Raw genomic sequence first — 25,387 nt, 5'->3', positions numbered from 1 at the left:
TCCTATAGCAGTTTAGCGCGAGATGTTTTAGTTGAGTTGTTGCTGATAATTATGTTTTAATATTAAGGCTGATTATCTCGATCTAATATGAGCTTATCATCTCGGAGAACCTTTAATCAACACCTAGGACAATTTTTGCTGAGTGCTGCTGTTCCTCCTGCTGTTCTCAAACTGAGCCAAACTGAATCCTCGGAGCAAGCTTTATTAGACACTAATCTTAACAATCTTCTGGCTAAAGCAGACCCAGAAATAGAATTATTAGTCCCGACCTTTTTAGGTAACGACAAGCGTCGGTTCTACGGCAGAGGTGTTCCGAAAAGCTTGAAGTTAATCGACAAATTTCAACTAGGCGGCGGCCGGACTTTTCTGGGAAAGCGGTCTGTAGTTTGGAGCGGTGCCGGTTGGACAGGACAGCCGACAATTACCAGAGACGGGGGAAAAACTTATTTAATTATAGGTGCTTATGACCACAATTTGCGAAAAATAGATATTGCTACTAATAAAGAAGTTTGGCGCTATAAATTTGATGATGTAATCAAAGGTTCATCAACAATTTATATCGATCAAAAAGCTAGCGCCGAAAACAGAATTGTGATTTTGCAAGGCAGCCGCAGCGGCGGTGGTGGCAAAAGTGTCGTGCCGAGTTTTAGGGCAATATCTTTTAGAACTGGCAAGGAACTTTGGAAATTGGACATCAGGAAAACGCCCAGCTACAGCCGCGATAATGACAGCAGCGCTTTGGACATCGGCGGTGGAGTTTTGTTCAATGCGGGGGAAAATGCGATCGGCTATTTTCTCGATAGTTCCACAAGCAATGCAAAAATCAAACAAGGCATCAAGCAGCCAAATATCTTGTCGGAAGTACAGCTTTATGCAGCAGCAGATATCAGGAAGCACGGCGGCAACTTGGTAGCAGAATCATCGCCATCAAGGCTCAAAGATAGAATATTTATAGCTGCTGGTTCCGGTCATATTTACGGTATTAGCATTGCCACTAAAAAGATAGTTTGGGATTTCTATACTGGTTCAGATTTGGATGGAAGTGCTGTAATTTCTAAATCAGGGAAACTGTTTTGTGCCATTGAAAAACAATACATTCAGGGCAACGGCGGAGTGCTGAAGCTGAATCCGAATAAAGAACCGAATGCCAGTGTCGAATGGTTTTTGCCTACCGGAAATCGCCGACTTTCTAGCTGGGAAGGTGGGATAATTGGCTCGATCGCGTTGAACGACGAGTACAATTCAGGGGAGTTTCCGGCGCTGTTTGCTACAAATGCGCTCGACGGCAATTTGTACATCGGTTCCCAAGATATGATTACAGGTAAAAAAACTTTTGTGCCTTGGCGAAACCAGTCTTACGATACTCCGGTAATAGTATTTAAAAAAGCGATTGGTTCTTCAATTTCGACTCCGATTTTTACCGATGGCAATAAACTGATCAGTGCGGGATACAACGGTGTTTATTTGTTTAATTTGAATTGGGAACGAGCGAAGTCGGGGGATCAGAATGCTTTGAAAAATGCTAAAGGGGATTTTTACCGTTTGAAAGTAATAGAATCGGGGAGATTTAAGCCGGGTTTGTCATTTGAGGCGACGCCTGTAGTTTGGGACGGAATTGTGAGGATTTGCGCGAGGGATGGCTGGATGTATACTTTGGGTTAGTTATTGGTATGTTGTACCTGGATCGGGAACAGGCAAGATGCCTGTTCCACAACAGAGTCTACTTATTGTGGAACAGGCATCTTGCCTGTTCTTAAAATGGTGTTGAAATCGGCCACCTATTCCTACCTGCGCTTTAACTGCGGTGAGAGAAATAATTTCGGAAATTATCGGAAACTCGTTATGGCAACTCCTGAAACTCAAATAAGTCCAGTTTACGGTTGAGAGGATGCTCAAGGTATTTTACAGCTTGCGATCGCGCGCCGACAGGATGAAGGGGAATTATCCAGATTGCACCTTTTCGAGATAGCAGCGGAATTGGGCATTTCCGAACAGGATATTGTGGCGGCCCAATAGCAATGGTTAAGCTGAGGCGCATCTAAATTTGACTATCAAATTCAAGCAAATTCTTGTGGGGTGGGCGTCCCGCCCGCCCAAAAATACAATTTAGATGCGTAACAGCTTAGCAACTAGAGGAGAATTTCAAGAAAAACAGGTTTTTAACTCTTTTTTTTGATGACAAGCTACTCAAACCTTTACTGGGTAAACTCTTTCTACTTGCTTGTCACGCCGTTAAATCTTGGCATCAAGCTTTTTGCGAAAAATAATATTAACCAATTTTTAGCGAAAGCAGACCCAGAAATAGAATTATTAGTCCCAACATTTTTAGATAACGACCACCGCGCCTTCTACGGTAGACGCAGGGCTGTTTCATTCTCTTGTAGGGGCTGCCCCAATCCCACCAAATGCCTAACAAATTCTGGATGGGTAGGCATTCTTGGCACGACCCCCGTACAAAAGGCTGGTTTTCCCTAGGGGCAATCCCCCCGTGGTTGCCCCGAAAAAGCCCCGACGGTAAAGGTGTTCCCAAAACCATGTCCCAGAAAGTCGAGTCGTCCCTTTAGTCGGTCAAAGTTCCGGCGTCACAGATAATAACGAGCACCGAAACCATTGGTCTCTAAATTGAGATGTTGCACCATGATCAACAAGCCTGTTTTGGGCGGTCTCTCCTGCCCACCCCCTACTCCCCACAAGAAAACTCATTCTTTGTGGAACCGGCCCCAAAGCCGGTTCTTGGTAATGGTGCAATATATAAGTCTAAATTGCGCTGGTTGCCGAATCCGAAAGCGAGAATCGACGCACCGAATATGATCCAAGATTTTGTCCTGAGTTATAGCCCACATTCCGCAGTTTCCACTATCACCATCGGTATTTACTTATTTTTACCCAGCAATCAAGCTCTCACTTAAACTTTTCTACCGTACATTAACGGATAAAAAACTTTTGAAGGGCATAAAATAGAGCTTTAAAACACTTTTATCAGTAATTCTGCTGTGTGAAAACCCAGGTTAGGAAGGTGGGTTATAGCTTTTTAAAAGAGAGAAAAGTCAGGACTAAAATCCGGATGGCAGCACCCCTATTTTTTGATGCACGCCATAGGAAATAGCTAGCTAGAAGCCATCAATTTAGGCATTTTGCCTAAATCCAATCAGCTTATTCCCAATCTTCATCGAATCTTTATCAAACCTACTTGCATTAACCTGTGCTTTGCTTTAGATTGAATATGTGAAGGAAAAAAACCTGCTTCCAGTCAACTTAAAAAATAAAGGTATCAACCATGAAATTCCAATTAAACTTAGTCAAATCTATTTTAGCTGTTGCCGGTGTCGCCGCTGTTAGTGCAGTCTCCGCAGCACCTGCCTCTGCCTTCAGCTTTGGTAATATCACTGGTGGCGATACGCCGGGAGATGCCTATGTAAATAGCTTTTCATTTGACGTAATCGACGAAGGTACATCAGTTCTTTTTAACATCTTCAACTCGGGAAATACTGCTGCCTCTAGTATGTTTATCGGCAAAGTTCTGTTTGATGATAATGGCTATCTGTCTAATGCCGAGGCTAACATTAATAACACTGGTGATGTAGCCTTTACTGGTGGTGCTAGTAGCGATCAATTGCCTCAAGGTGGTACTGGCTTCACCACAGACTATGCCTTCACAAGAGATAATGGTGGTGGTAATAAATGGGCTGTCCAAGGTAGCGAAAGTTTGGGAGTGAGGTTTACTGGAAATTATGCTAACGTAGTTTCCGCTTTGAATACCGGTGCCTTAAAATTAGGTTTGCACGTTCAAGCCTTACCCAATGGTGCAAGCGATTCTTACATCAGCAGCACTAGCAACACTGAAGCTACTCCTGAACCTTTAACAATGCTTGCTGCTGGAGCCGCTGTTGGGTTTGGTACTATGTTCAAAAAGCAACGCGCTCAGGTTCAAAAAGCTGAATAGGCGATCATTTGAACTGGTTTTCGATTCTGGCTTGATGCCACACTGATTATTTTATGTTCGAGCTAAAAACCTGGTTTCTTGGTGAAACCAGGTTTTTTATTTTGTTATTTAAAGCAGTAGAAGAGGGCTGTTAAGACTCTAAGATTGCTGAAACCCTTAATCTTAATTTACAAATAATCTACAAAGCATTTTTCCAATCTTCATCGAATCTTTATCAAACCTACTTGCATTAACTTCTGCTTCGGTTTACATTGAATATGTGAAGGAAAAAACCCTGCTTCCACTCAACATAAAAATAAAGGTATCAACCATGAAATTGCAATTAAACTTAGTCAAATCTATTTTAACTGTTGTCGGTGTCGCTGCTGTTAGTGCAGTCTCCGCTGCACCTGCCTCCGCCATCAGCTTGGCACCTACATCCGCCTTCAGCTTTGGTAATATCACTGGTGGCGATACGCCGGGAGATGCCTATGTAAATAGCTTTTCATTTGACGTAATCGACGAAGGTACATCAGTTCTTTTTAACATCTTCAACTCGGGAAATACTGCTGCCTCTAGTATGTTTATCGGTAAAGTTCTGTTTGATGATAATGGCTATCTGTCTAATGCCGAGGCTAACATTAATAACACTGGTGATGTAGCCTTTACTGGTGGTGCTAGTAGCGATCAATTGCCTCAAGGTGGTACTGGCTTCACCACAGACTATGCCTTCACAAGAGATAATGGTGGTGGTAATAAATGGGCTGTCCAAGGTAGCGAAAGTTTGGGAGTGAGGTTTACTGGAAATTATGCTAACGTAGTTTCTGCTTTGAATACCGGTGCCTTAAAATTAGGTTTGCACGTTCAAGCCTTACCCAATGGTGCAAGCGATTCTTACATCAGCAGCACTAGCAACACTGAAGCTACTCCTGAACCTTTAACAATGCTTGCTGCTGGAGCCGCTGTTGGGTTTGGTACTATGTTCAAAAAGCAACGCGCTCAGGCTCAAAAAGCTGAATAGGCGATCATTTGAACTGGTTTTCGATTCTGGCTTGATGCCACACTGATTATTTTATGTTCGAGCTAAAAACCTGGTTCCTTGGTGAAACCAGGTTTCTTAGTATCTGATAGCGCGCCACCGTTAAAACCCCGGACTTGGAAGCTGATTTCAAGGGAGCATCTCATATTTGTTGTAAAAACACTTCTTCTGGCTCCTTCCTTCTGACTCTTTCCTCCTAGCTCCTGGCTCGAATTTCTAGCTTGGCTGCTTTCATTGAGATGCTCCCTATCTCAGTCAAATCACCCCTAGACAGCGCATTTAAGAACTACCGTAAAGCTGTTTCTGAAGAATTTCCCTATAGCAATCCTTGCAGAAGTCGTAAATTTTTTACCCCACCCCGAACCCCAGGACTGTTTCGGGGCAACCACGGGGGATTGCCCCTACGGAAAACCAGGCTTTTGTAGGGGCGGTGCGCCTGTGCCCGCCCCCACCCACAGATGATTTCATGGGCATTTCAGGCATCGGGGCTCTTCACGAGGGTTTGCCCCTACAAGAAAATGAAACAGCCCTGCCCCGAAGCAGCTCTGAGGAAGAAATTCACAAATGATTTAGGATTGCTATAAAGATACTGAGATTCTTGAAAAGCAGAGAATCACCATTGAGCATGGCTCGAACTCTAACTCGCTCAGCCGTATTTACTCAAACCTCAGTGTCACACCATGGGCGGCCCTAATTGTGTTTACTCTCAAGAAATCCAAGCCTGATTGAGGCTACTTATTTTTAATTTTTGTTGATTCACTCCCTTTTTAGTATTTGCTTACGGGGGCAAAGTAAGTAAGCGCTAGGCATCCAATCAATTAGTTCGAGTAGCAGTCTTTTCAATAGGTGTCCTAATGCTGAGCTATGCGTTGCATCTGAGTCTCACCATTCATCAAATTTTAGAGGGTTTACTAACCTCATCTCAAAGATTTACGGCGATTAACATCCTCCGAGTCCTTTCCGTAGGAGAGGTTTAAGCTACTGAGTTGTCCACCTCCCGTACTATTTTTATGATATGATGTAACAATAGCCTGGACTGTTTTTAGTTCGTAGTCTGAAACCCTCGATTTTCCGTGGGTAATTTGATTGCCGAATCGCCTTGAAACCCTTATTCTACGGTTGACAATCAAAAACTGTCCGCAGTATTGCTCTCCTCAATCAACTAATAACTAATATCTAAAATGTTCAAGAGAAAACTTTTCTGGCTCATTATTATCGCCACAGCTTTAGTAACTCTGAATATGACACTCCTGTGGAAACTGGACGATATTGCTCATTTTTGGATGAGTATAGTTTTTTGGTGCGCTGTGGGTTCCCTACTTTGGGACAACCAGGATATTCTCAAACAGAGTGACATAAAAAGTGACCTATTATCGACAATAGCAGGGACGCTATTAATAGCTTTTATTCTCTTTCAAAGTGCTGTAGTTTCCAGTAAATTCGATCCTTTTTTAAGACTTGCACCTTTTTTGTCTGGTTTAGGTTTGAGCCTAATTGCGGTAGGTTTTCAGAACTTAAAACTATATTGGCGTGAATTGGTAATACTATTTTTTCATGGCACCCCCAGTGTCCTTACGTTACCTTTCGTGGATTTTGTTACCTCACTTACTGCTAAATTTGCTCATTATTCTTTGTGGTATGTCGGTTTTGATGTAACACGCGACGGTAATTATGTTGCTTTGCCAACAGGAAGGGTGTTGGTAAATGGGGGTTGTTCGGGTATAGAGGCAATGAATTACTTATTAGGTTTAGCTGTAATTTGTTTGTTGATGTTTCCTACTAAACAAAATAAGGCTTTGGTAATAGGTGTCGCTGTCATTTTGGGTTTTATTATTAATGTTTTTCGAGTGGCGGGAATGGCTTTGTTAGTTGCATCTAATCGCCTAGACTTGTTTAAATATTGGCATGAGGGTGAAGGTTCTTTAGTCGTGGGAATGATTGCGGTGATTTTGTTTGGGATATTTTATCAGTTTATGTTGAAACGAGATAGCAAACTTAGTCACAGTTCTGGAAATTAATTAGTTGCAATTTGGGGAAATATATCGGTTCTTCGATTTCCCCTCCCATAGTCAGGAGTCTCACTCACTCAAATGTCCGGGTGTTGAAATCCGCCAATGTCACTACCTGTCGTTTAACTGCGTCTATATCTATGATAGAAAGGATGTCAGGAATTATCGGAAACCTGTTATGGCGACAAATGAAAGTCAAATAAATCACATTTACGGTTCAGAGGATGCTCAGGGTATTTTACAGCTTGCGATCGCGCGGCGACAGGATGAAGGGGAATTATCCAGAGTGCAGCTTTTCGAGATTGCAGCGGAATTGGGCATTTCCGAACAGGATATTGTAGCGGCGGAACAGCAATGGTTAGCAACTAGAGGAGAATTTCAAGAAAAGCTGGTTTTTAACTCTTACCGTCGTCGCAAATTGCAGAAAAATGTGACCAAGTACGCAATTATCAATACTTTTCTAGTTTTGTTTAATCTAGCAGGTTGGCACGAGATTTCTTGGTCACTGTTCATTTTACTCACGTGGGGCTTGGGATTGTCGCTGAATGCTTGGAATGTTTATCAAACTGAAGGGGAAGATTACGAACAAGCGTTTCAGCGGTGGCGGTTGAAGAAACAAGTGGGAGAGTCTATTGGTACTGTGACGAATAAGTTTATGAAGTGGTTGCAGTCGTGATTTGGTATGGTAAAAAACGCTATCGTCCTTTCTTTTACTTCACCTAGTGAAGTAATTCGGATTTTAACTCGTTATATCAATTCCGGTTACACCGTCCGTGATTGTTGACTGTTGACTGTTGACGGGCGGGTCGAAAAACTGAATATGTGAGTGTTAACTGTTGACTCGATTTTATGATTCTGATGCAACCGGAAACGATATTACTGGAAAGAATAATTGTTAAGATTTTTTCTTGAACCTATCCCAAAGCGCGATCGCCCTTTATTGAGTTACACAATGAAGGACACTGCAATGCCGTGTCCCTACAAATATCCCTCTTTTAGTCCCTCCCCCCAGTCGATCGCATTCTCTGGGCCCGAAAAACCTAACTTTCCTGGGGCAACTTTCCATTAGCAGCATCTTTAACCACAGGATGAATTAAAGCAGATCGAAAACCTTGCCGAATTTCCGAACTCAAATACCGGCGCTGCAAAACCTGCCATTTTTGCCAAGCTGCATAGCGATTTTCGGCCAACAAACCAGCCAACTTCGGCAACTCTTTTTTCAGATCGCGATCGACAAAATCTGTCAGGAACTCGCCTAAAACTTCACTGTCTTGAATATCGCCCAAACATTCCTGAATAGCTTTCACATCTTCGACATAAACTTCGTAAGTCTCGCTGTAAAAATCCCCAAACAGATTCATCAAATAGCGAACTCGCTTAGCTTGCTTCCGCAAATCGTGCAGAATAGTTCCCTCGGCTGCTAACTTCTCTTCGACAGCCTCAGCATTTAAATCATCAACAACTTTAACTTTACCATCCTCATATTCCGTGCCCAACAGCCAAGCCGGATGCAGGAAAAACTCACTGACTTGAGGTAACAGTAAATCTGGCAAAACCTCACCAATTGGCAAATGTTCGATCGCCTGAAACTTCGGTTTTTCCAGCCAATCCTCGATCGACTGCTTCAGCGATTCGTAGCTTTTGTGCTCTAAAATCGCCCTCACCCCTTTCAAAGCCCGGTGGCGCTGTTTGAGCAAATTCAACAAAGCCTTATCCAAAACTTTCTGTTCGTCAGTCGGCAAATTCGGGTAATAGCGGTTTTGGAGACTTTCGAGCATCACATCCAAATCCCTGAGCGTTCCCAGAATCCGCCCCACCTTACCAATTTTACGTTCAGAAGCCTCTTTTGGCCAATCTAAAACTGGAGCAAAACCAGTCACAGCCGATCGCAAACGTCTCAATCCCACGCGCATTTGATGAAGTTCTTCCGCGTCTTTGTCTTTGATAACTTCAGCCTCGTGCGCTACACTTTTGCGGAAATATTTCTCAATCGCCCCAGATGCAGCGTCTCCGAGAGTTTTAACTTGAGTTTTAACTTTTGCTGATGTTTTTACGTTCATGGCAGGTGTAGATTCCACTTTGCAGATCGACTTTAATCTCGATTTCAAAGGTTTGCTAATAAGGGGTTATATCCTAGCACACATTTTTAATTTAGGAAGCGCCGCCACAATAAATCTTAATATAAAGTGCTTGACAATTTCTACAAAATCAGCATCTAGCAATCTTCAAATCTTCAAATCTTCAAATCTTCAATTCTTCAATTCTTCAATTCTTCAATCCAAAATCCAAAATCTAAAATCTAAAATAAAATGTCCCTCCCTCGCCCTTGAGCTCATAAAAATCGGATTTCTGGCGCGCTTTCCCAAATAGGTTAAGATCGCTGCAAACCGATGTTTATTCGCCAAAGGGTGAGAGAGGGTGCGATCGGGAGGACAAGTTTTAAATTAAATCAAGCCCGCCCAGGCTTCCCGACTTCAAAGAGGCAGTTTAGCCTTTCCAGTCTTTCTCAGCTTGCTCGAGCACGTAGGTTGCTACATCGTCGATTTGTTCGGGCTTCAACTTGGCGCCGAAAGCAGGCATAGCATTTTTGCCCTTAGTTACCTGAGTGGTAATAGCTTCGAGAGAATTCATGCCGTACTTCTCAAGAGCACTCTTTTTCAAGGTTTTCTGGGCCATAACCACGTTGCCGCCACCGATGTGACAAGCAGCACAGTTCGAGCTAAAGATTTTAGCTCCTTTAACCGCATCTCCTGCCAAAGCAGGGCGGCCAAAGCCGACGGTAAAAATTGCGATCGCTAACAGGGCGATCGATAAGAGTCTTTTCAACGCAGTTCTCCTCTAATGGACACGCAAAGGGTGATTCTTTAGATATTTTACCTGTTAAAACAGGCGCGATCGCGCAGTCGTATCGCCTTCTTCCGAGTAATTTACCACTTTTTGGCAGTGGCAGTTCAACTCTCAAAATTCTCCACGCCCCAGCCCGGAGCTTTCTGAGCAGCCCGGATCACAAAAGCCGCTAAATTTTCAATCTCAGCCTGTGGCATCCAGCTTTCCGGCACTTGGCGGCACCAAAAAGTCTCCTCAGTACCGTCATAAGTCATCGGTTCTCTCAGATACGCCACCAGACTATTGATGTTGTTGCGGGGAGGCGTTGCCCCTTTGAGGTCAGCCAAAGACAGAGATATCGTCGGATCAGGCAAATTAGCCCCTCCGACGTGACAATTCAGGCAATTTTGCTCGAACAATACCTTGCCTGCAGACAAATCCTGAGCCGAAAACAAGCGAGTATGTCCCTCAGAGTCCAACTCCAGAGCCACAGGTTCGCTGGCTTGTAAATACCTATTCACGTAAGAATCGGCAGCAGCCAAAACAGGTTGAGGAGCCAACAGCACGGGCAAAATAATTAACATCCCCAACAGAAAGCAGACAAAAGCACCACGACGCAGCATGAGGGACTACAACCTTTTGCGATAATCAATGAGCCGGAGGTAAATTTTAGATTTCAGATTTTAGAGTGAAAAACGACCAGCCAGCAATTATTCCCGAACTTCAGCCATCTCCCAATCCAAAATCCAAAATCTAAAATTTAAAATCTAAAATCGATTAGCGAGCGCCTTTACCACCAGCCCACTGCTTGGAGACAATTTTCGGCTGCAACAGAATGTGACCGGCAATCGCGTACAAATCCTCATCCGAGAGATTTCTCATCTCAGCGAAAATATCCGCACTCTTCATGCTCGGATGCAGTTCCGAAATTTCCTCAAACCCGTCATAAGTGGTGGGATTTTTCATAAAGTCCACCAGCGACTCAATATTATTCCGGGGCGGGTTTGCCAAAGCCAGAGTTTCCGGGCTCAAATTCACGTTCGGGTCAGTTTTTGTCATGCCCGCAGCGTGACATTGAGCGCAAGCCGAATTGAACAGGCGTTTGCCTTGCTGAACTTGTTTGAGGCTCAGCACCACTGGAGCACCCTTGTCATTCAAAGTCACAGTGCGAAGTTCAGGACTCAGTTCAACAGCCATCGCACTGCTGACAAATAACTGAAAGCTCAAGAATACAGCGGTCAGAGCAATGAAATATCTTTTAAGCATGGTTCTCCTTAAAAAAATCCGGCAAATTATTGAACGCTAAGAGAGTATAGCTGGCAAACAGATTTGTGTTCAAAATTCCCTCTTTCTGCAACAACGGGCGAAAGTTTGTGCAGCCATACCTTTAAAGGTAGAGGAATTTTGCGATCTAATCTGCAAGAAGTTTTGAGTCGCGCCTTTTTTCGAGAGTGGACATAATTGCCTTAACATCCTCCAAAGCCAAACGGGTTTGAGGGTGCTTGTAGGCAATTTCCAACTCATCGCACAAGCGGATCACTTCTTCAACAGGGACGTTGAAGTCCTCTGCTATTTCTGCGATGGACAGGTCTGCAAAACCCATAATTTTTAGGTCGCTGACAGGTCAAAATTGAGTTGACGGCTATTAACTGAAAGCCGGACAATTTTAGAAAGCGCTGTTAGCTTGTTCTGTTAGTTTGTTCTGAGATTTTGTTTGATCTATCGCAAGCTAACTAACCGCTAACTGCGACTAGGCATTTTTGCCCAGCCTAACTTCAGGGCCAATCAACTTCCGATCAATATCATCCCACTGCTGCGTCGTTATTACCAATAGGAGTTGCGCGGGCGGGGCTCAAAACCCGGTGTCTGCGTGAACGTCTCGTTACCAAACTCAATATTGTGGGTAGAAGCCGGGTTTTTCCCAATTCCTCAGCAATTTCCCTCTGTGCCCCGCACTCACCAACAGACAATCATCCGGCGCAGCAGCTTAGGGAGAAAGTTTGAAAGCGTGAGTCTGCGGGGGCAAAGCGTGACTCTCACTGGCTTCGAGGGCGGGGAATTCCGAGTCTGCCAAGAAAGGCTGGGGCTGGTGGAGGCTGATGAGCTGACCGAGAGTTTTCTTTAATTGAGTCCGGGGTACAATCAAGTCTACAAAACCGTGGGCGAAGGAGTATTCGGAAGTTTGATAATTTTCCGGCAGCTTTTCCCGCAGAGTTTGTTCGATTACCCGGCCGCCCGTAAAGGCCACAGTAGCTTTTGGCTCTGCAATTATAATGTCTCCCAGCATGGCAAAACTGGCGGTGACGCCACCGGTGGTCGGGTGGGTCAAAATCGGGATGTAAAGCAGTCTCGCTTCCCGGTGGCGTTCCAGAGCCCCGGAAATTTTAGCCATTTGCATCAAGCTGAGCATTCCTTCTTGCATTCTTGCACCACCGGAAGCGCAGACAATGATCACGGACAAGCGTTCCCGCGTGGCGTGTTCGATGAGGCGAGTTAGCTTTTCTCCGACAACTGAGCCCATGCTGCCGCCGATGAACTGAAATTCCATGACTCCGAGGGCGACGGGCAAATTTTCTAGTTTGCCGATGCCTGTTTCTACGGCGTCTAGGTGGCCTGTTTTTTCTTGAAATTCTCGGAGTCGATCGCTATATTTTTTGCGATCGCGAAATTTCAGGGGATCTGTGGCGTGCAGTCCTTCGTTAATGGGTACCCAGGTATTGGGATCGATCAACTGCTCGATGCGATCGTCACTGTAAACTCTGATATGATGCCCGCATTCCAAGCAAACCATTTGATTTGCTCGCAGGTCTTTGGTATAACTCAGGGCATCGCAAGCTTCGCATTTATTCCAAAGTCCGTCCGCAATTTCTCGTTCCGGCCGTTCTTGGGAGTTCGGTACTGATTTTCGTCGATTTGCAAACCAATCAAATAGAGACATTAAAACTTGGTAATTGTTAACTGTTAACTGTTGACTGTTGACTGTTGACTGTTGACTGTTGTTATTTGTGAGTTGTTAGCTGCTACCAATAACTAATAACTAATAACCCATAACAACTGACAATAAAGAACAGACTTGACTACTGACTATTGTCCTCAATGGGACTGATGAGGAGCGATGCTGTTCGCTGGTGTTCTGGAAGAACTTGCAGGGCTGTAGCACTTCCAGCACCCAAATAAGATGCTATGCCCAAGTCTACAATCCGGGCCGGGATTTCATGAGCTGCTAGGAGCTGCTGCATTAATTCCGCTTCCCAACGAAAGCTAGTGGTTTTAAGTGTAATCCAAGACACGGAACAATTTTACCAATTTTTGAGACAATATTATGTTCGAGCGCGCCTGACTACCTGCAGATCAGAAACTAAAATTCGGGAAAAACAACTGCAAGTAAGTAGATAAGATCGCTTCGCCCCATAGAGCAGTAATTGCTGTACCGAGAGCCAGAAACGGGCCGAAAGGCATGGGTTGACGCCGATCGAGCCAGCCCAGGGCGATCGCCCCGCCACCAGCAAAAGCCCCGGCTATACAGGCGATGAATCCCGCTAGCAGCAAGTATTTCCAGCCCAGCCAAGCTCCCATCAAGGCGGCTAATTTGGTATCTCCAGCCCCCATAGCATTCTGCCCCAGCCCGATCGTCCCGGCGAGTCCGATGGCATCAAACAGCCACAACCCGACAACTGCTCCCGCGATCCCGTCGAGTACCAGATAGTGTATCGAGTCGATCAAACTAAATGTCGGCCACCAACCTTTCGCCACCTGGAAAACCAATCCGAGCACCAAACCCGATCGAGTTAAAGAATTAGGCAAAGTCATTGTATCGCAATCAATCAAAGACAAAGCCAACAACCAGCTAAACAAAGCCCAAAAACCCAGAGTTGGCACTGTTACGCCAAACCGCCAGAAGATGAGCACAAACAGCAAACCCGTAGCTGCTTCCACCAGCGGATAGCGGGCAGAAATCCGACTGCGGCAGTGATTGCAGCGTCCCCGCAGCCACAGCCAACCGAAAACGGGTATATTTTCGTAAGTTCTGAGTTGATTTAAACACTTGGGACAGCGAGAAGGAGGGTTGATCACCGACAAACCCGCAGGCAACCGATAGACTACCACATTTAGAAAACTGCCAATAGCCGATCCGAGAATAAAGACGATCGCCATGACAAGGCAATTAAAGATAATTTCCATTAAGTTGACTGTTCACTGTTGACTGGGGTTATGTATCACTTGTTACTTCTCAATAGTTAGTTGTCAGTTGTTAGAGCCTGTACGGTCAATTACCCATCATAAAAGGTATTAATAGTCAAGAAGGAAAGTTTTCATAAAATCCTGAAAACATGGCTCTTCACTAGAAACCTATTTTAGTGCGAGCGTTGGAGCGGACATAATATTAGTGACTAATTACCAATTCCCAATTCCCAATGCTCAATTACCAATTACCACCAATGACCAATTAGCAATTAATACATTTGAGATTCAATTTCGTCAAAAGTAACAAAACGTTCACCGGGCAATAAAATCGGCTGCGAAGCAAAAATTACCTGGCCTCGATCGCTTCCTTGACTGACAACTACACCCGCCGGACGCTGCATCTGCTCGGAATGCACTTTCAGATACATACCATAGGCCGATCGAGCAGCTCGGATCAAATCGGGAGCTAGCAAGCTGTGACTTTCGGAAGTTTCTATAGTGGGTTCTGGGTTTGGCTGGTATGGAGTCACTGGAAACTTATCATAATGGTATAGGTCGAGTTATTGGTGTTGCCTCTAGATTGATCGAACTTACCCTATTTTTTAAGAATAAACTTAGGTGGAAATTATTAATAGATTAACCTACAATCCTCCCTTGGCTGCGATCGAACTGCGGCTGCGATCGCTCCTTTCGGCTCAACTGTACGCTGCTGCGTGGGTAGATCCTTCCCCGGCAACGCTAATGGGGGTTTTCGAGCACCTGCGAACTCTGCGCTACATTCTCCACGACTACGTACCGAGGCTCGTGTCCGAATCTCCGCCCAATCCGGGCGAGGTGCGCTACCAGTGGCAAACAGGCACCTTGCTGTTCACGGATTTGGCAGGGTTTACCTCGCTGTTGGAAGCGAATGCTACCCAGGGACGCAAGGGAGCTGAAAGCCTGCTGGGCGTGATTAACGACTATTTTGCCTCGATGATTGAAATTGTCAGCAAATCGGGCGGGGATTTGCTGGAGTTTACCGGAGATGCGATGCTGGTGCAGTTTCTGTCAGGAGTTTACCAAGAGGATACAGCCAGGGCGGTGCGGGCGGGTTTGCGGATGCAGCGGGCGATGGCTGAATTTGCCAATATTGAAACGGCGCGGGGTGTTTTGTCTTTGAAGATGCGGGTGGGCATCCACTGCGGTCGCTATATTAGTGCTGACATCGGTACCCCGCTGCGGATGGCTCACGTACTGCTGGGGCATTCAGTCCAGCAAGCCAAGCAAGCTGAGGGTTCTGGAACTGTGGGGCGGGTGTGTGTGACGGAAACTGCTAGAGAGTCTTTGGGAGAGCAATTTCGTTTTGAACCCGGGAAACCGGGTTATTTTTTGGTGGTGGACGATTTCACGGACGATCGACTCGGAGAGTATGATATCACTTTGACTGGGCGGCGGATGCCGAGTTCGGTATTGCTCGATCGCAGCGTTGCGGGCTTGGTAAAAGAAATCGGGGAAGCTGTGAATCGGCTTGAACCCCTTGCTAGTTATATTCCCAAAACTATCCTGAGACTGCTGGTGGAAAATGCAGACAGGCGCAAAATACCGCCGGATTTTCCTGAACCGACGGTGATGTTTGTCAACTTGATTGGTTTACCGGAGTCTGTGGACAAAGCTTCGCTGGAGGAAGAAGTCAATCTGATAGTGGCTTTTTCTCGGGTGTTTGCGTCGATTGATGCTGTAGTCTCAGCTAAAGGGGGCGTGTTGCAAAAAGTAACGGCGCACTTAGACGGTTCGGATATGCTGATTTATTTTGGCGTGCCCGACGCTCACACGGATGACGCCAGCCGCGCGGCTAGTGCGGCGATTGCGATCCGAGATCTGATTGTAGGTTGGCCTCTGGTAATTATCGCGGGTGAAGAAGTAAAAGTAAGCTGTCAAATTGGGCTGTCGCGGGGACCCGTGTTTGCTGCTGAGGTTGGGGAACCGCGAGGGCGCAGGGAGTTTAATATCCTCGGCGATACGGTGAATACGGCGGCTCGGTTGATGAGCAAGGCGGGGGAAAACCAAATTTTGATTGGTGAAAGGGTGTTTGAGTCGATCGAGCTAAACTTTATTTGCGAGGCTTTGGGATCTCTTGCTCTGAAGGGGAAATCTGCTCTGACTCCGGTTTTTGCTTTGCAATGTGCAAAAGGGGAGAAGGGAAAAGGGGGCGTTTAAATAACTTTGCGGGGTAATAGTTGTACAAGTTTTATGGTTCACAAAGCCAAGTACAGCACAACCATTTTCCACTGTGAATACTAAATGTTATTTTTATAATTTTTTACGATACATCACGATAAAAACCGCCACTGCGTCAGATCAGTTCCGGTTGCATCGGAATGATTTAACCGCAGAGAACGCAGAGAACGCAGAGGGAAATCAGAGAGAGATGAATAATTCCGTCCTTCATCGGAATTAATATCACTCGCATAGACTAAACTCCGATCGATACTTCACCGTGCCGCTGCAATCCTGCAAAGCTCCACTTTCTAACTCCAACACCATAAACGCTTCATCGGGCACATCATATTCACATTTTAAGCTCTTTCTACTAGCAGGAATAAACCCAAAACGCGGATAAAAATCTGGATGACCAAGCACAACTACTGCCTGAAATCCCGATCGCCCGCACTCTTTTAAACCGTGCTGGATCAGCAGCGTTCCTATACCTTGTCGCTGATAGTTGGGTAGAACTGCGACTGGCGCCAACCCTAGAATCGACAAATTCCTGGAACATTTTCCTTCCACGACAACCGGACTGAAGAAAATGTGTCCGACAATGCGATCGGATTGTACCGCAACGAAGGAAAATGTAGATGCAATTCCCCGCAATTTATCGACTAAGTTAGCCTCATTTTTTCGCCCGAATGCCGCAATATTAATGTTGCCAACAGCTTCTACATCTTCTGGCTTTTCGGTACGGATATCCATAGCTTAGATTAAGTGTTGTGCAGCCGCTCTGGCAGACCAATTACTACAGAAACTGTTTCTATCTTGCGATCGCGATTTTAATCAAATTATAGCGCCCCTGAAGCCTTTTTCCTCTTTTTTAGTTATATGTTTTTGGCAAGCAATTATACAACGACTTGCAGATGAATGTCAAATCATCGCCAAAGTTGATCGCTTCCAATCTTCACGCCCGATGCGGAACCGCTTAACTCTCCTTATTGCGGTACAAGCTGACTGGAAGACAATCGCTTAATGCCCTCCATCGCTGTAGTTTCTCCGGCTTTGTCACCGCCCTCACGAGCAATTTTTAAAGCTTCCTCGTAGGATTCGAGAGCTTGAGCATTTTGACCGAGACTTTCATGAATTGCGCCCATATTGTTGAGCAAGCGTCCGATACTTGTCTTGTCACCGATTGCTTCTAACATCGGTATTGCTTGCTGAAAATATATCAGCGCTTGAGTATCTTTGCCGAGTTTGCGGGAGGTAAGTGCCATGTTGTTGAGGAGGCGGCCGACGCCAGCCCGGTCTCCGATTTCCCGGCGAATTGCTAAAGCCTGGTGGTAAAATTCCATCGCTCTATTAAAGTCGCCGATGTTGTAGTAGACGCCGCCCATATTATTGAGGGTACGGCCTAAATCGCGTTTATCGCCCGATGCCGTGCGAATCGTCCGCGCTTGCTGATAAAATTCGATCGCCTTGGCGTAATCTACCTGTTCTGCGTACACGGCCGCGATGTTGTGGAGGGATTCTCCAATTTCAATTTGGTCGTCGGTAGTTTTGGCAAGTTCCAAAGCTTGTTGGTGCAGTTTCATCGCTTCGGAAAAATTGTCCCCAATCCGGTTGACGAAACCTATGAGATTGAGAGTGCGCGCGGTACGACGCCCTCCGCTGATTTCTCGGTGAATGACTAAAGCTTGCTGCAGAACTTCCAAAGCTTTGGGCCTCAAACCCATTTCGCCATAAACTTCCCCCATATTGTTGAGGGTTTCTCCGATTCCTGCTTGGTCGCCGAGTTGCTTGCGAATTGCCAAAACTTGCTCAAAAGTCTCGATTGCTTCTCGAAACAAACCCTCCCGGTGCTGTTTTACTCCTGTTTCAAAGAGTTCGTCTGCTTGCGTTTTGGGGTCAGTTGCCTGAGCGTGATCGATCGCTTGGGCGCGCCTCGCATTTATAATTGGGGCATAAGCGCGGGCGTCTGAAATTGCCAGCAAGCTGAGTGCGGGCGATAACACAATACTTATAGCTGCGAGATAGCTGAAGTGATAAGAGCGGCAGTGCACCGATCGAGTCCTCCAATAGCTAAGTGATAACTATTAAGATAGAGCTTTTTGGGGTGTTCCTGCCGAATTTTTTCTCAATCCCTAGGTTCCGATACCAGTTTCAAAAAAGAAGGCAACTGTAGACCCGTGCTTCAAGCCCATACATCATCAGTCGTTCCCAATTCTTCAATCCAAAATCTAAAATCTAAAATCGCATGACTGGGTTTTTGTCTTGCCAGACGGCCATAATCAGCGGCATATTGTTGAGAGCGGATATGACAGCAAAGTTTTTGCTGGGTGGAAGCGATACTTTTTCAGAACTTTGCAAGATGATGTCCTGTTGGTCAACCGTGATCCAAGCAATTCCTGACAAAACTTGAATTTCTCGATGAGTTTGAGGCAATCGGTATACCTCGTTTTCCATCAGAATAATGCGATCTGGCGCTGCACATTCGGAAGATATTTGAAGCATAGCATCTCCTACTTGGTAATTGGTAATTGCTAATTGGTAATTGCTAATTGGTAATTGCTAATCGAGGGCTGTATTTCACTTCATTTCCACGCAACCCACACACTACTATTGGCAATAACGCCGATCGATCCAAGCGCGCATTTCATCATCCGTTGCCACACAGGTAGAGCGACCTGTAGCCCGATCGCAACCGTGCCACCAAGTGTTACCATAGCGATCGCACGTCTGCCAAATTCTCAGTTCGTCCTCACTAGAAATGAGGTACAGCAAAAACTGCCCAATTTTTTTGATAGCTGAAAAGAGAGATAGCCCTTTATATTTTTCGGATGGTTTAGCTCGATCGGCTATCAAAAAAAACATCATTATTCGGGGGTTTATGCGACTGTTGTAAGTAGACATAGCCAACACCTTAAAGTGATAACTCCTACAAAAAATGCACCAATAAAATTATAAAAAATAGCTGTTAACGGCAATAATTTGATTGCAATTACAGCACAATATTGTTGTCGTGCAAGCCCTGTAAAAGTCTATCTGTTACCTGATAAATTAACCTTAACTCTGCGGCAATTGACAATCAAAGCATTGCTTGCATAGGTTGTATGAATAAAATCGATATATCGAAGGCCTTGTGACAATTTGGATACTACTGGCACAAACGCTATGAACGAAATCAATACGCGGCGGATGAAACTCTCTCAAATTCAGGCTTTGATAGCTGTAGCAGACTGTGAAAACTTTAGCGAGGCCGCTTTGCAATTGGAACTGTCCCAATCCGCCGTCAGCCACGCCATCGCCTCTTTAGAAACAGAATTGGGAGTGCAATTGTTCCACCGGGGGCGACACGGTGCTCAACTGACGCCAGTGGGGCAAAGGGTAGTGAGTCACGGGCGTCAAATAGCCTGCGCCTTAGAAATGATGGTCAAAGAAGCGGATTTAGAAAAAGGTTTGCAGGGAGGCCAGGTACGGATAGTTACTTTTCGGAGTGTCGCAACTCATATCCTACCGGGTATTATTGCTAAATTTCGCAGTTGCTTTCCCAAAATTACGGTTAGCATTACCGAAGTTTATTATACCCAAGCTGTGGAAGAGGCTTTGCGATCGGGCAAAGCAGACATCGGCTTTGTCTCTCTTCCCATCTCCGATGAATTTGAAACTAGGGAAATTTTGCGGGACAAATATCTGGTTTTGCTGCCGCCGAAGGCGCAATGTAAAAGTGCTAAGATTACCTGGGAAGAATTAGCGGCTTATCCGCTGATTTTGCAGCCGATAGAAAATGCTTGTTCGATACCGCTTCGCAAGTATTTGACAACTGCAGAATTTCCCATAAATATCGGTTACGAACTCAGCGAAGATTCAACGATTGTCAGTATGGTGATGCAAGGTTTGGGTGCAGCTATTCTGCCCCGTTTGGCCGCGGAACCGATACCGTCTTCGGTGAAAGTTTGCAGTTTACCGTCGGATTTTGAGAGGGTAATCGGGGTGGCTGTTTTGCGGGATGGGCTGTTAATTCCGGCGGTGTTTGCGTTTTTGGATTTAGTTAAAAGTGCTCCAGAGGTTGATAGTGAGGGTGACTTTCCGATTAATCCTTCATGAGAAACCTCAGTCAGTTGTTATTGGTTATTGGTTAGATGGGGATTTTGTTACCGCGATATCAGCGGATGGACACAGATGAACGCGGATGGGATTTTATCTGCGTTCATCTGCGGTTTAAAAACAATGGTCTAAAATAGTGTGATCGCTGATTTCCTATTTCATGCGTTTTGCAACAAGACTAGAACTATCGCCTTGGTGGAATTTGATTCGACCGTCTATGGAGTTTTTATCCTTTAATTTGAGCCAACCGCTACCAAATGCAGGATCGTTCTCATCATTACCGTCCCATGTAAACTCAAATCGTTGATCCTTTCCATCTTTTACGACTTCGCCGTCAATTTCACCTGATACTAAACCGAATTGAAATTCTCCTGAACCTGTTTGATCGATCTCGATATACGCTTCAACTTCCATGTCTAAGTAATCACTATCCCACATTGCCATCTCTGTGATCCGCCATGTACCGCTATATTGCATTCCTTTCATCCTCCACTTGTATTACAGATTTTCTCCTAATGACGACAACATAGCCGAGTCGCATTCCCCATTACCCAATTCAAAATTATTCCCCGTATCTTTGCCGCAAAATAAATTCAGCTAGTGCTAAATCTACGGGTGTTGTGACTTTCAAATTCGTCTCTTCCCCCTCCACAATTTGCACTGGTAAACCGCATTTTTCAAACAAAGCTGCATCGTCGGTAACTTCCCAACCTTTTTGTCGCCCTTCTTCGTGACACTGCTTTAACAATTTCACTTCAAATCCTTGGGGAGTCTGGGCTGCCCACAAATTGCTTCTGTCTGGGGTGTCTCGCACGATCCGACGCTCATCTACGACCTTAATCGTATCCTTGACCGGGATGGCGACAATCAAGCCTGGACAGGTCAAGAGGGCATCGGCAGATCGATCGAACAATTCAGCAGTTGCCAAACACCTCGCGCCGTCGTGAATCAACACTCGATCGGCATTGGGGGGCAAAGCCTGCAAACCGTTGTAAACTGACTCTTGCCTGGTAGCGCCACCTTGAATCAGTTCCACGGGCTTAACCAAAGATAAATCGCTCAGAATTGCTTTAAAATCAGGAAAATCGTCTGGCTGGCCCATGATGCCAATCCAGCTAATGTGCTGCGAAGCTTCAGCCGCAGCCAAAGTCCAACTCAGCAAAGGTTTAGAGAGCAAAGTCAGCAGCAGTTTGTTCCGCTGACTCCCCATCCGTCGCCCCGAACCCGCTGCAGGAATTAATAAGTGCATTTACTAACCGTTTTTAACCCAACTAGATATATATAATAAGAGCGTCCTGTACTTTTGAGTCAGTTGTTTAGCTGTCAGCCAGTAGCTTTTAAGGTCTAGAAATACTATAAGCTGATAGTTGAGAGCCGATCTCTGAGAGCTACCTCGATCAATAATAGCCCGATCGTTTATGATGCGAATACTAGCACTTGTCCCTGGCGGGATTGGCGACCAAATTTTATTTTTCCCCACTCTTGATGACCTCAAGCAGTCTTATCCCGACGCGCAAATTGATGTCATTGTCGAACCGAGGGCAAAAAGTGCTTACCGAGTCTGCAAGTCTGTTAAAGAAGTCTTGACGTACAATTTCAAAGACCGCAACGCGATGGCGGATTGGGGCAATTTGCTGGGTGTAATTCGCGATCGCGAATACGAAGCAGTTATTTCCCTCGGCCAGCGGTGGACTGTAGGGCTGCTGCTGTGGCTGACCGGCATTCCGCAGAGAGTTGGCTATTCGGGAACCAATGGCGCTCGATTTCTCACTGCTGCTGTACCGCTGAAAACTGAACAGTACGCCGCTTCAATGTACCATGATTTGCTGCAAGGATTTAACATTACAAATCCTTGTCCGCCACTGGCAATTAATGTACCAAAACAGGACATTCAGTGGGCGGAAGCCGAACAGCAGCGGTTGGGAATCAAAGAAAGCGGTTACATTCTAATTCACGGCGGTTCGAGTCAATTAGCTGTGTCTAAAGGTATTGACAAAATTTACCCTACAGACAACTGGAAGCAAATAATTGAAGATTGTCAGCAGCGGCAGCCGAATTTGCCCGTTGTTGTTGTGAAAGGCCCGGAAGATGCAGACTTCGTGACAAAGTTAGTCGAGTTATGCCCGAATGTAAAAGTTATCTCGCCGGATGATGTCGGCAAGTTGGCGGCGACAATTGCTGCTGCTAATTTGATGATATGTACTGATAGTGCGCCGATGCACTTAGCGGTGGCGGTTCAAACTTATACAATAGCTTTGTTTGGCCCGACTGAACCGGCGAAATTGTTGCCAAAGAGCGATCGATTTTTGGGCATTAAATCTCCTACTGGCAAAATGGCAGACATCTCTCCTCAAGAGGTTTTAAAGAAGGTTTGGGGCGGCTAAGAACTAGGATATCTAAGTCAGGACACGGCAGTGCCGTGTCCCTACAATTTAGCTACTTTCCAGGCCCCGCCGGGGGATGAGGAAAGAAGTCGGGAAGCTAAAACTCGAAGTTAGTCTTCCAAATCATCCATCATCTGCTGCAATTCCTTCTTCTTTTGCTTGGCAAAGTCAACGCTGCCCAAACTTGTCAACAATCCGCCCGAAGCAGTGAGAGTAGCCTCTGAGATTTTCTCACAAAAAAGAAGTCCGATCCCTCCGAAAGTAACCATTGTCGATGCGGCGATGACAAAAAGGGCAAGATTGTAGCTTTGACAAACTTGCCGCAATGATTCTCGCAGCATTTCTTTCTTAATTTCGCTATAATCTTCATCAGGTTGCGAGTTGCCGAATAAGTTAAAATTCATAACTGTTTCCTTCCCTAAATACCGATAAGTTTTTGTTTCTACAATTACTCTACCGAAGCAAACAGCGAGAGTCTAGGGCAGATAGGGCGAGTTTAAATTTGCGATATGCCCTAATTTTTGGGGCAGATAGGGCAGGAGATTACAAACTATCTGCCCTAGACAGAGAGAAGTAATTAAATATAGAATGTGAGTGCGATCGGAGTTAGGGATGAATAATCATGAAATCTCGCTCCCGCTAGCCCCCATGCTGTTTCATTCCCCTGAAACCCGCCAGGGAATGAATTCCCTGGCTAATAGCAGAAGTCGGTTAAAACCGACTAAAATACTAATTTTGAGTCCTCTTAAGAGGACTTTCGCTATGAGACAGGGAATTCATTCCCTGTCGGACTGTCGGATGATCGAATTAATCGAATTAACTGAACAACCAATAACCATAGCTAACAAATTACTATGCGCGACTCCGATAAAGTTCAATCGAGTGCAAAGGGAAAAGAGTATCTCCGAGAACAAATTAAAGAAAAAGATTTTACTCAAGAAAAACTTGCCCAACTCGCCAAAGTTTCCACCGACACAATTAAGCGCTTACTCGGTACAAAAGACTGCCCCAATGGCGTAGAAAGATGGCAAGTTACCCAGATAGCTAAAGCATTAGGAATAGAACCAACAGATATTGTTGACCCCAAAGATTGGTATGCCGAAAATTCGCTGCCACCAGAGTTTGAATCACTTATAGCAGAAAAAATTAAAACCTTTTGTGGCCGCCAATTTGTTTTTAAGGCTTTTCAGGACTTTATCAAGGAAAATCCTCACGGTTATTTTACAATTATCGGGGATGCGGGAATGGGCAAAAGTTCGATCGTTGCTAAATACGTCTCGGAACATAAATCTCCCTGCTATTTCAATATTCTGGTAGAAGGACGCAACAGACCAGAATTGTTTTTGAAGAGCATTCGCCAGCAATTAATTGACCGCTATCAATTGCCAAATTCAGAAGATGCCGATTTACCGACGTTACTGGCAAAGGTGGCGGGAAAACTCACTTGGGGCGAACGTTTGGTAATTGCGATTGATGCACTGGATGAAGTCGAACAAGAACCGGGGGGAAATCTTTTACATTTACCGAAAAATCTGCCCAATAACGTATATTTTATGCTGACTAGACGGCCCTATAGCCTCGATAAAAAGCGGCTGTTAGTAGAGGTTTCGGAAAAAGAGTTAGATTTAAGAGGCAAAAAGTATGTTAATAATAATCAAGAGGATATCAAAGAATATATTGAATTTGTTATAAATACCGATTCTGAGTATAAAAAGGGGCTAAGAAAGTGGATTCAAAGCCGCAGAATTCCAGATACAATTTTTGTCGATCAAGTGGCAAACAAAAGCGAAAACAATTTTATGTATTTGCGGTGTGTTTTGCCAGCAATTGCTAAGGGCCATTACAATGACTTCAGTTTAACGCAATTGCCCGAGGGGCTGCGACAGTATTATCAAAACCATTGGGTGCGGATGGAGATGGAAGATAAGCCAGGCCACTTGATGGAGATTGTCTTGTATATTTTACTAGAGATTGCCACGCCGATTCCCTGCGAGATGATTGCTGGAATTGCGGAGGTGGATGAATGCGATGTGGAAGAGGTTTTAGAAAATAAGTGGGTTGAGTATTTGAAAAAGCAGAATTTAGACGGAGAAATCTGCTATACCATCTATCATGCTAGTTTCCTTGACTTTCTGAAAGCCAAACGGGAGATGGATTCAAAACGGAAGATTTTTAAGGAAGTAAATCAACGGATTGCTGAGTATTTAGAAAAGGAGATGGCGTGAGATGGGAAAATTTGCTGACAAATTTGTGGCCAAACCACTTTCCTATCAACGTGCTTATCTGGGCAGCTTACTGCCAAATCATGTCAAATCAGGGAATTTAGAAAAGTATTATCAAACGCTGACAAATTTTAACTTTCTGATGGCAAAGATTCAGCATCCTGAGTTTGGGGTGCAGGCACTTATTGATGATTTCAATTTGGTTGACGATTCAGAAGCAGTCACTAACCCAGAATACAACTCAGAAACAGCAAAAGCCCTAAACTTGATTCAAAGGGTACTGTGGATGTCAGCCGATATTTTGGAGCGAGATAAAACCCAACTGGCGGAGCAATTGTTAGGGCGCTTGCTGCACTTTAACATTCCCGCAATTCAGGCAATGCCAGAGGTAGCAAAGCAGTGGAAAGCAGCACCTTGGTTGCGTCCTTTGACATCTTGTTTAACTCCCCCTGGCCGGGGACTGCTGCGAACTCTCAATGGTCACAGCAGTTCGGTAAATGCAGTAGCCG

At 45.1% G+C, this 25,387-nt stretch carries 26 protein-coding genes and 1 pseudogene; 10 read left to right on the top strand and 17 right to left on the bottom strand.

All coding sequences use genetic code 11. The features are described from left to right. Window positions 1-87: 87 nt before the first annotated feature. Complete coding sequence (locus tag QUA34_RS09385) at window positions 88-1,662, top strand: outer membrane protein assembly factor BamB family protein (protein ID WP_333385922.1); 1,575 nt, start codon at window positions 88-90, stop codon at window positions 1,660-1,662. A 178-nt stretch (window positions 1,663-1,840) separates the two neighbouring features. On the opposite strand, the gene QUA34_RS09380 is transcribed toward QUA34_RS09385, so the two are convergent. Next, a complete protein-coding gene (locus QUA34_RS09380) occupies window positions 1,841-2,038 on the bottom strand; it encodes a hypothetical protein (RefSeq protein WP_333323683.1) in 198 nt (65 codons plus the stop codon). Between the two features lie 1,239 nt (window positions 2,039-3,277). Here QUA34_RS09380 and QUA34_RS09375 point away from each other — a divergent pair. From QUA34_RS09375 to QUA34_RS09360, 4 genes are all read left to right on the top strand, one after another. Then, complete coding sequence (locus QUA34_RS09375; RefSeq protein WP_333385919.1) at window positions 3,278-3,943, top strand: PEP-CTERM sorting domain-containing protein; 666 nt, start codon at window positions 3,278-3,280, stop codon at window positions 3,941-3,943. 310 nt (window positions 3,944-4,253) lie between these two features. Continuing rightward, window positions 4,254-4,943: a PEP-CTERM sorting domain-containing protein gene (locus QUA34_RS09370; protein WP_333385917.1), complete on the top strand. Its 690-nt coding sequence runs from the start codon at window positions 4,254-4,256 to the stop codon at window positions 4,941-4,943. Between the two features lie 1,199 nt (window positions 4,944-6,142). Beyond that, on the top strand, window positions 6,143-6,979 hold the full coding sequence (gene crtA, locus QUA34_RS09365; protein WP_333323685.1) for a cyanoexosortase A: 837 nt from the start codon (window positions 6,143-6,145) through the stop codon (window positions 6,977-6,979). Between the two features lie 169 nt (window positions 6,980-7,148). Next, the gene (locus QUA34_RS09360; protein WP_333385914.1) at window positions 7,149-7,646 is read left to right on the top strand and encodes a 2TM domain-containing protein; all 498 of its coding nucleotides are present in this window, start codon (window positions 7,149-7,151) and stop codon (window positions 7,644-7,646) included. A 364-nt stretch (window positions 7,647-8,010) separates the two neighbouring features. On the opposite strand, the gene QUA34_RS09355 is transcribed toward QUA34_RS09360, so the two are convergent. From QUA34_RS09355 to QUA34_RS09315, 9 genes are all read right to left on the bottom strand, one after another. Continuing rightward, window positions 8,011-9,030 (bottom strand): CHAD domain-containing protein, encoded by a 1,020-nt coding sequence (locus tag QUA34_RS09355; protein ID WP_333385910.1) that lies wholly within the window; start codon window positions 9,028-9,030, stop codon window positions 8,011-8,013. 427 nt (window positions 9,031-9,457) lie between these two features. Then, window positions 9,458-9,796, bottom strand: a complete 339-nt coding sequence (gene petJ / locus QUA34_RS09350) for a cytochrome c6 PetJ (RefSeq protein WP_333323691.1) — start codon at window positions 9,794-9,796, stop codon at window positions 9,458-9,460. A gap of 125 nt (window positions 9,797-9,921) precedes the next feature. After that, window positions 9,922-10,419 (bottom strand): photosystem II cytochrome PsbV2, encoded by a 498-nt coding sequence (psbV2, locus tag QUA34_RS09345; RefSeq protein WP_333323693.1) that lies wholly within the window; start codon window positions 10,417-10,419, stop codon window positions 9,922-9,924. Between the two features lie 154 nt (window positions 10,420-10,573). Further along, window positions 10,574-11,062, bottom strand: coding sequence for a photosystem II cytochrome c-550 (psbV, locus tag QUA34_RS09340; protein WP_333323695.1), 489 nt, complete (start codon window positions 11,060-11,062; stop codon window positions 10,574-10,576). 145 nt (window positions 11,063-11,207) lie between these two features. After that, the gene (locus QUA34_RS09335) at window positions 11,208-11,399 is read right to left on the bottom strand and encodes a translation initiation factor IF-2 (protein ID WP_333058460.1); all 192 of its coding nucleotides are present in this window, start codon (window positions 11,397-11,399) and stop codon (window positions 11,208-11,210) included. A 384-nt stretch (window positions 11,400-11,783) separates the two neighbouring features. Then, entirely contained in the window at window positions 11,784-12,734 is a 951-nt protein-coding gene (accD, locus tag QUA34_RS09330) for an acetyl-CoA carboxylase, carboxyltransferase subunit beta (RefSeq protein WP_333323697.1), read from the bottom strand. Between the two features lie 139 nt (window positions 12,735-12,873). Then, window positions 12,874-13,086 carry a hypothetical protein gene (locus QUA34_RS09325; protein WP_333323699.1) on the bottom strand — a complete coding sequence of 71 codons (213 nt, stop codon included), beginning with the start codon at window positions 13,084-13,086 and terminating at the stop codon, window positions 12,874-12,876. Window positions 13,087-13,147: 61 nt separating this feature from the next. Further along, window positions 13,148-13,978 carry a prepilin peptidase gene (locus QUA34_RS09320; RefSeq protein WP_333385905.1) on the bottom strand — a complete coding sequence of 277 codons (831 nt, stop codon included), beginning with the start codon at window positions 13,976-13,978 and terminating at the stop codon, window positions 13,148-13,150. Between the two features lie 272 nt (window positions 13,979-14,250). Further along, window positions 14,251-14,511 (bottom strand): hypothetical protein, encoded by a 261-nt coding sequence (locus QUA34_RS09315; RefSeq protein WP_333385902.1) that lies wholly within the window; start codon window positions 14,509-14,511, stop codon window positions 14,251-14,253. Window positions 14,512-14,599: 88 nt separating this feature from the next. Between QUA34_RS09315 and QUA34_RS09310 the strand changes: the two genes are divergently transcribed. Continuing rightward, a complete protein-coding gene (locus QUA34_RS09310; protein WP_333385899.1) occupies window positions 14,600-16,177 on the top strand; it encodes an adenylate/guanylate cyclase domain-containing protein in 1,578 nt (525 codons plus the stop codon). Between the two features lie 243 nt (window positions 16,178-16,420). Here QUA34_RS09310 and QUA34_RS09305 read toward each other — a convergent pair whose 3' ends face one another. The 4 genes from QUA34_RS09305 to QUA34_RS09290 form a co-directional block, all read right to left on the bottom strand. Then, on the bottom strand, window positions 16,421-16,930 hold the full coding sequence (locus tag QUA34_RS09305) for an N-acetyltransferase (RefSeq protein WP_333385894.1): 510 nt from the start codon (window positions 16,928-16,930) through the stop codon (window positions 16,421-16,423). A gap of 233 nt (window positions 16,931-17,163) precedes the next feature. Further along, on the bottom strand, window positions 17,164-18,180 hold the full coding sequence (locus QUA34_RS09300; protein WP_333385891.1) for a tetratricopeptide repeat protein: 1,017 nt from the start codon (window positions 18,178-18,180) through the stop codon (window positions 17,164-17,166). A gap of 232 nt (window positions 18,181-18,412) precedes the next feature. Then, window positions 18,413-18,679 (bottom strand): hypothetical protein, encoded by a 267-nt coding sequence (locus QUA34_RS09295; RefSeq protein ID WP_333323710.1) that lies wholly within the window; start codon window positions 18,677-18,679, stop codon window positions 18,413-18,415. 105 nt (window positions 18,680-18,784) lie between these two features. Further along, window positions 18,785-19,078: a hypothetical protein gene (locus QUA34_RS09290; RefSeq protein WP_333323713.1), complete on the bottom strand. Its 294-nt coding sequence runs from the start codon at window positions 19,076-19,078 to the stop codon at window positions 18,785-18,787. Window positions 19,079-19,339: 261 nt separating this feature from the next. On the opposite strand from QUA34_RS09290, the gene QUA34_RS09285 reads away from it, so the two are divergent. Further along, window positions 19,340-20,272, top strand: coding sequence for a LysR family transcriptional regulator (locus QUA34_RS09285; RefSeq protein ID WP_333385888.1), 933 nt, complete (start codon window positions 19,340-19,342; stop codon window positions 20,270-20,272). Window positions 20,273-20,425: 153 nt separating this feature from the next. On the opposite strand, the gene QUA34_RS09280 is transcribed toward QUA34_RS09285, so the two are convergent. Next, window positions 20,426-20,758 (bottom strand): hypothetical protein, encoded by a 333-nt coding sequence (locus QUA34_RS09280; protein WP_333385885.1) that lies wholly within the window; start codon window positions 20,756-20,758, stop codon window positions 20,426-20,428. Between the two features lie 76 nt (window positions 20,759-20,834). Then, window positions 20,835-21,521, bottom strand: a complete 687-nt coding sequence (gene ispD, locus QUA34_RS09275; RefSeq protein ID WP_333385882.1) for a 2-C-methyl-D-erythritol 4-phosphate cytidylyltransferase — start codon at window positions 21,519-21,521, stop codon at window positions 20,835-20,837. A 172-nt stretch (window positions 21,522-21,693) separates the two neighbouring features. On the opposite strand from ispD, the gene QUA34_RS09270 reads away from it, so the two are divergent. Then, the gene (locus tag QUA34_RS09270; RefSeq protein WP_333385967.1) at window positions 21,694-22,656 is read left to right on the top strand and encodes a glycosyltransferase family 9 protein; all 963 of its coding nucleotides are present in this window, start codon (window positions 21,694-21,696) and stop codon (window positions 22,654-22,656) included. Between the two features lie 110 nt (window positions 22,657-22,766). Here the strand turns inward: QUA34_RS09270 and QUA34_RS09265 are convergent, their stop codons facing one another. Then, window positions 22,767-23,060: a TRADD-N-associated membrane domain-containing protein gene (locus tag QUA34_RS09265; protein ID WP_333385879.1), complete on the bottom strand. Its 294-nt coding sequence runs from the start codon at window positions 23,058-23,060 to the stop codon at window positions 22,767-22,769. Between the two features lie 450 nt (window positions 23,061-23,510). Between QUA34_RS09265 and QUA34_RS09260 the strand changes: the two genes are divergently transcribed. Together QUA34_RS09260 and QUA34_RS09255 are read left to right on the top strand one after the other, a co-directional pair. After that, the gene (locus QUA34_RS09260; RefSeq protein WP_333385877.1) at window positions 23,511-24,881 is read left to right on the top strand and encodes a helix-turn-helix domain-containing protein; all 1,371 of its coding nucleotides are present in this window, start codon (window positions 23,511-23,513) and stop codon (window positions 24,879-24,881) included. A gap of 1 nt (window position 24,882) precedes the next feature. After that, a pseudogene (locus tag QUA34_RS09255) lies at window positions 24,883-25,387 on the top strand (WD40 repeat domain-containing protein); the annotation flags it as partial.

The organism is Microcoleus sp. POL10_C6, assembly GCF_036701585.1.
Classification (GTDB): Bacteria; Cyanobacteriota; Cyanobacteriia; order Cyanobacteriales; family Microcoleaceae; genus Microcoleus.
This window is presented reverse-complemented; position numbering and strand designations above follow the sequence as displayed.

Coding starts and splice junctions, on each gene's coding strand:
- QUA34_RS09385 (WP_333385922.1), top strand. CDS start 88: ATGAGCTTATCATCTCGGAGAACCTTTAATCAACACCTAGGACAATTT.
- QUA34_RS09380 (WP_333323683.1), bottom strand. CDS start 2,038: ATGCGCCTCAGCTTAACCATTGCTATTGGGCCGCCACAATATCCTGTT.
- QUA34_RS09375 (WP_333385919.1), top strand. CDS start 3,278: ATGAAATTCCAATTAAACTTAGTCAAATCTATTTTAGCTGTTGCCGGT.
- QUA34_RS09370 (WP_333385917.1), top strand. CDS start 4,254: ATGAAATTGCAATTAAACTTAGTCAAATCTATTTTAACTGTTGTCGGT.
- crtA (WP_333323685.1), top strand. CDS start 6,143: ATGTTCAAGAGAAAACTTTTCTGGCTCATTATTATCGCCACAGCTTTA.
- QUA34_RS09360 (WP_333385914.1), top strand. CDS start 7,149: ATGGCGACAAATGAAAGTCAAATAAATCACATTTACGGTTCAGAGGAT.
- QUA34_RS09355 (WP_333385910.1), bottom strand. CDS start 9,030: ATGAACGTAAAAACATCAGCAAAAGTTAAAACTCAAGTTAAAACTCTC.
- psbV2 (WP_333323693.1), bottom strand. CDS start 10,419: ATGCTGCGTCGTGGTGCTTTTGTCTGCTTTCTGTTGGGGATGTTAATT.
- psbV (WP_333323695.1), bottom strand. CDS start 11,062: ATGCTTAAAAGATATTTCATTGCTCTGACCGCTGTATTCTTGAGCTTT.
- QUA34_RS09335 (WP_333058460.1), bottom strand. CDS start 11,399: ATGGGTTTTGCAGACCTGTCCATCGCAGAAATAGCAGAGGACTTCAAC.
- accD (WP_333323697.1), bottom strand. CDS start 12,734: ATGTCTCTATTTGATTGGTTTGCAAATCGACGAAAATCAGTACCGAAC.
- QUA34_RS09320 (WP_333385905.1), bottom strand. CDS start 13,978: ATGGAAATTATCTTTAATTGCCTTGTCATGGCGATCGTCTTTATTCTC.
- QUA34_RS09305 (WP_333385894.1), bottom strand. CDS start 16,930: ATGGATATCCGTACCGAAAAGCCAGAAGATGTAGAAGCTGTTGGCAAC.
- QUA34_RS09295 (WP_333323710.1), bottom strand. CDS start 18,679: ATGCTTCAAATATCTTCCGAATGTGCAGCGCCAGATCGCATTATTCTG.
- QUA34_RS09290 (WP_333323713.1), bottom strand. CDS start 19,078: ATGTCTACTTACAACAGTCGCATAAACCCCCGAATAATGATGTTTTTT.
- QUA34_RS09285 (WP_333385888.1), top strand. CDS start 19,340: ATGAACGAAATCAATACGCGGCGGATGAAACTCTCTCAAATTCAGGCT.
- QUA34_RS09280 (WP_333385885.1), bottom strand. CDS start 20,758: ATGAAAGGAATGCAATATAGCGGTACATGGCGGATCACAGAGATGGCA.
- ispD (WP_333385882.1), bottom strand. CDS start 21,521: ATGCACTTATTAATTCCTGCAGCGGGTTCGGGGCGACGGATGGGGAGT.
- QUA34_RS09270 (WP_333385967.1), top strand. CDS start 21,694: ATGCGAATACTAGCACTTGTCCCTGGCGGGATTGGCGACCAAATTTTA.
- QUA34_RS09265 (WP_333385879.1), bottom strand. CDS start 23,060: ATGAATTTTAACTTATTCGGCAACTCGCAACCTGATGAAGATTATAGC.
- QUA34_RS09260 (WP_333385877.1), top strand. CDS start 23,511: ATGCGCGACTCCGATAAAGTTCAATCGAGTGCAAAGGGAAAAGAGTAT.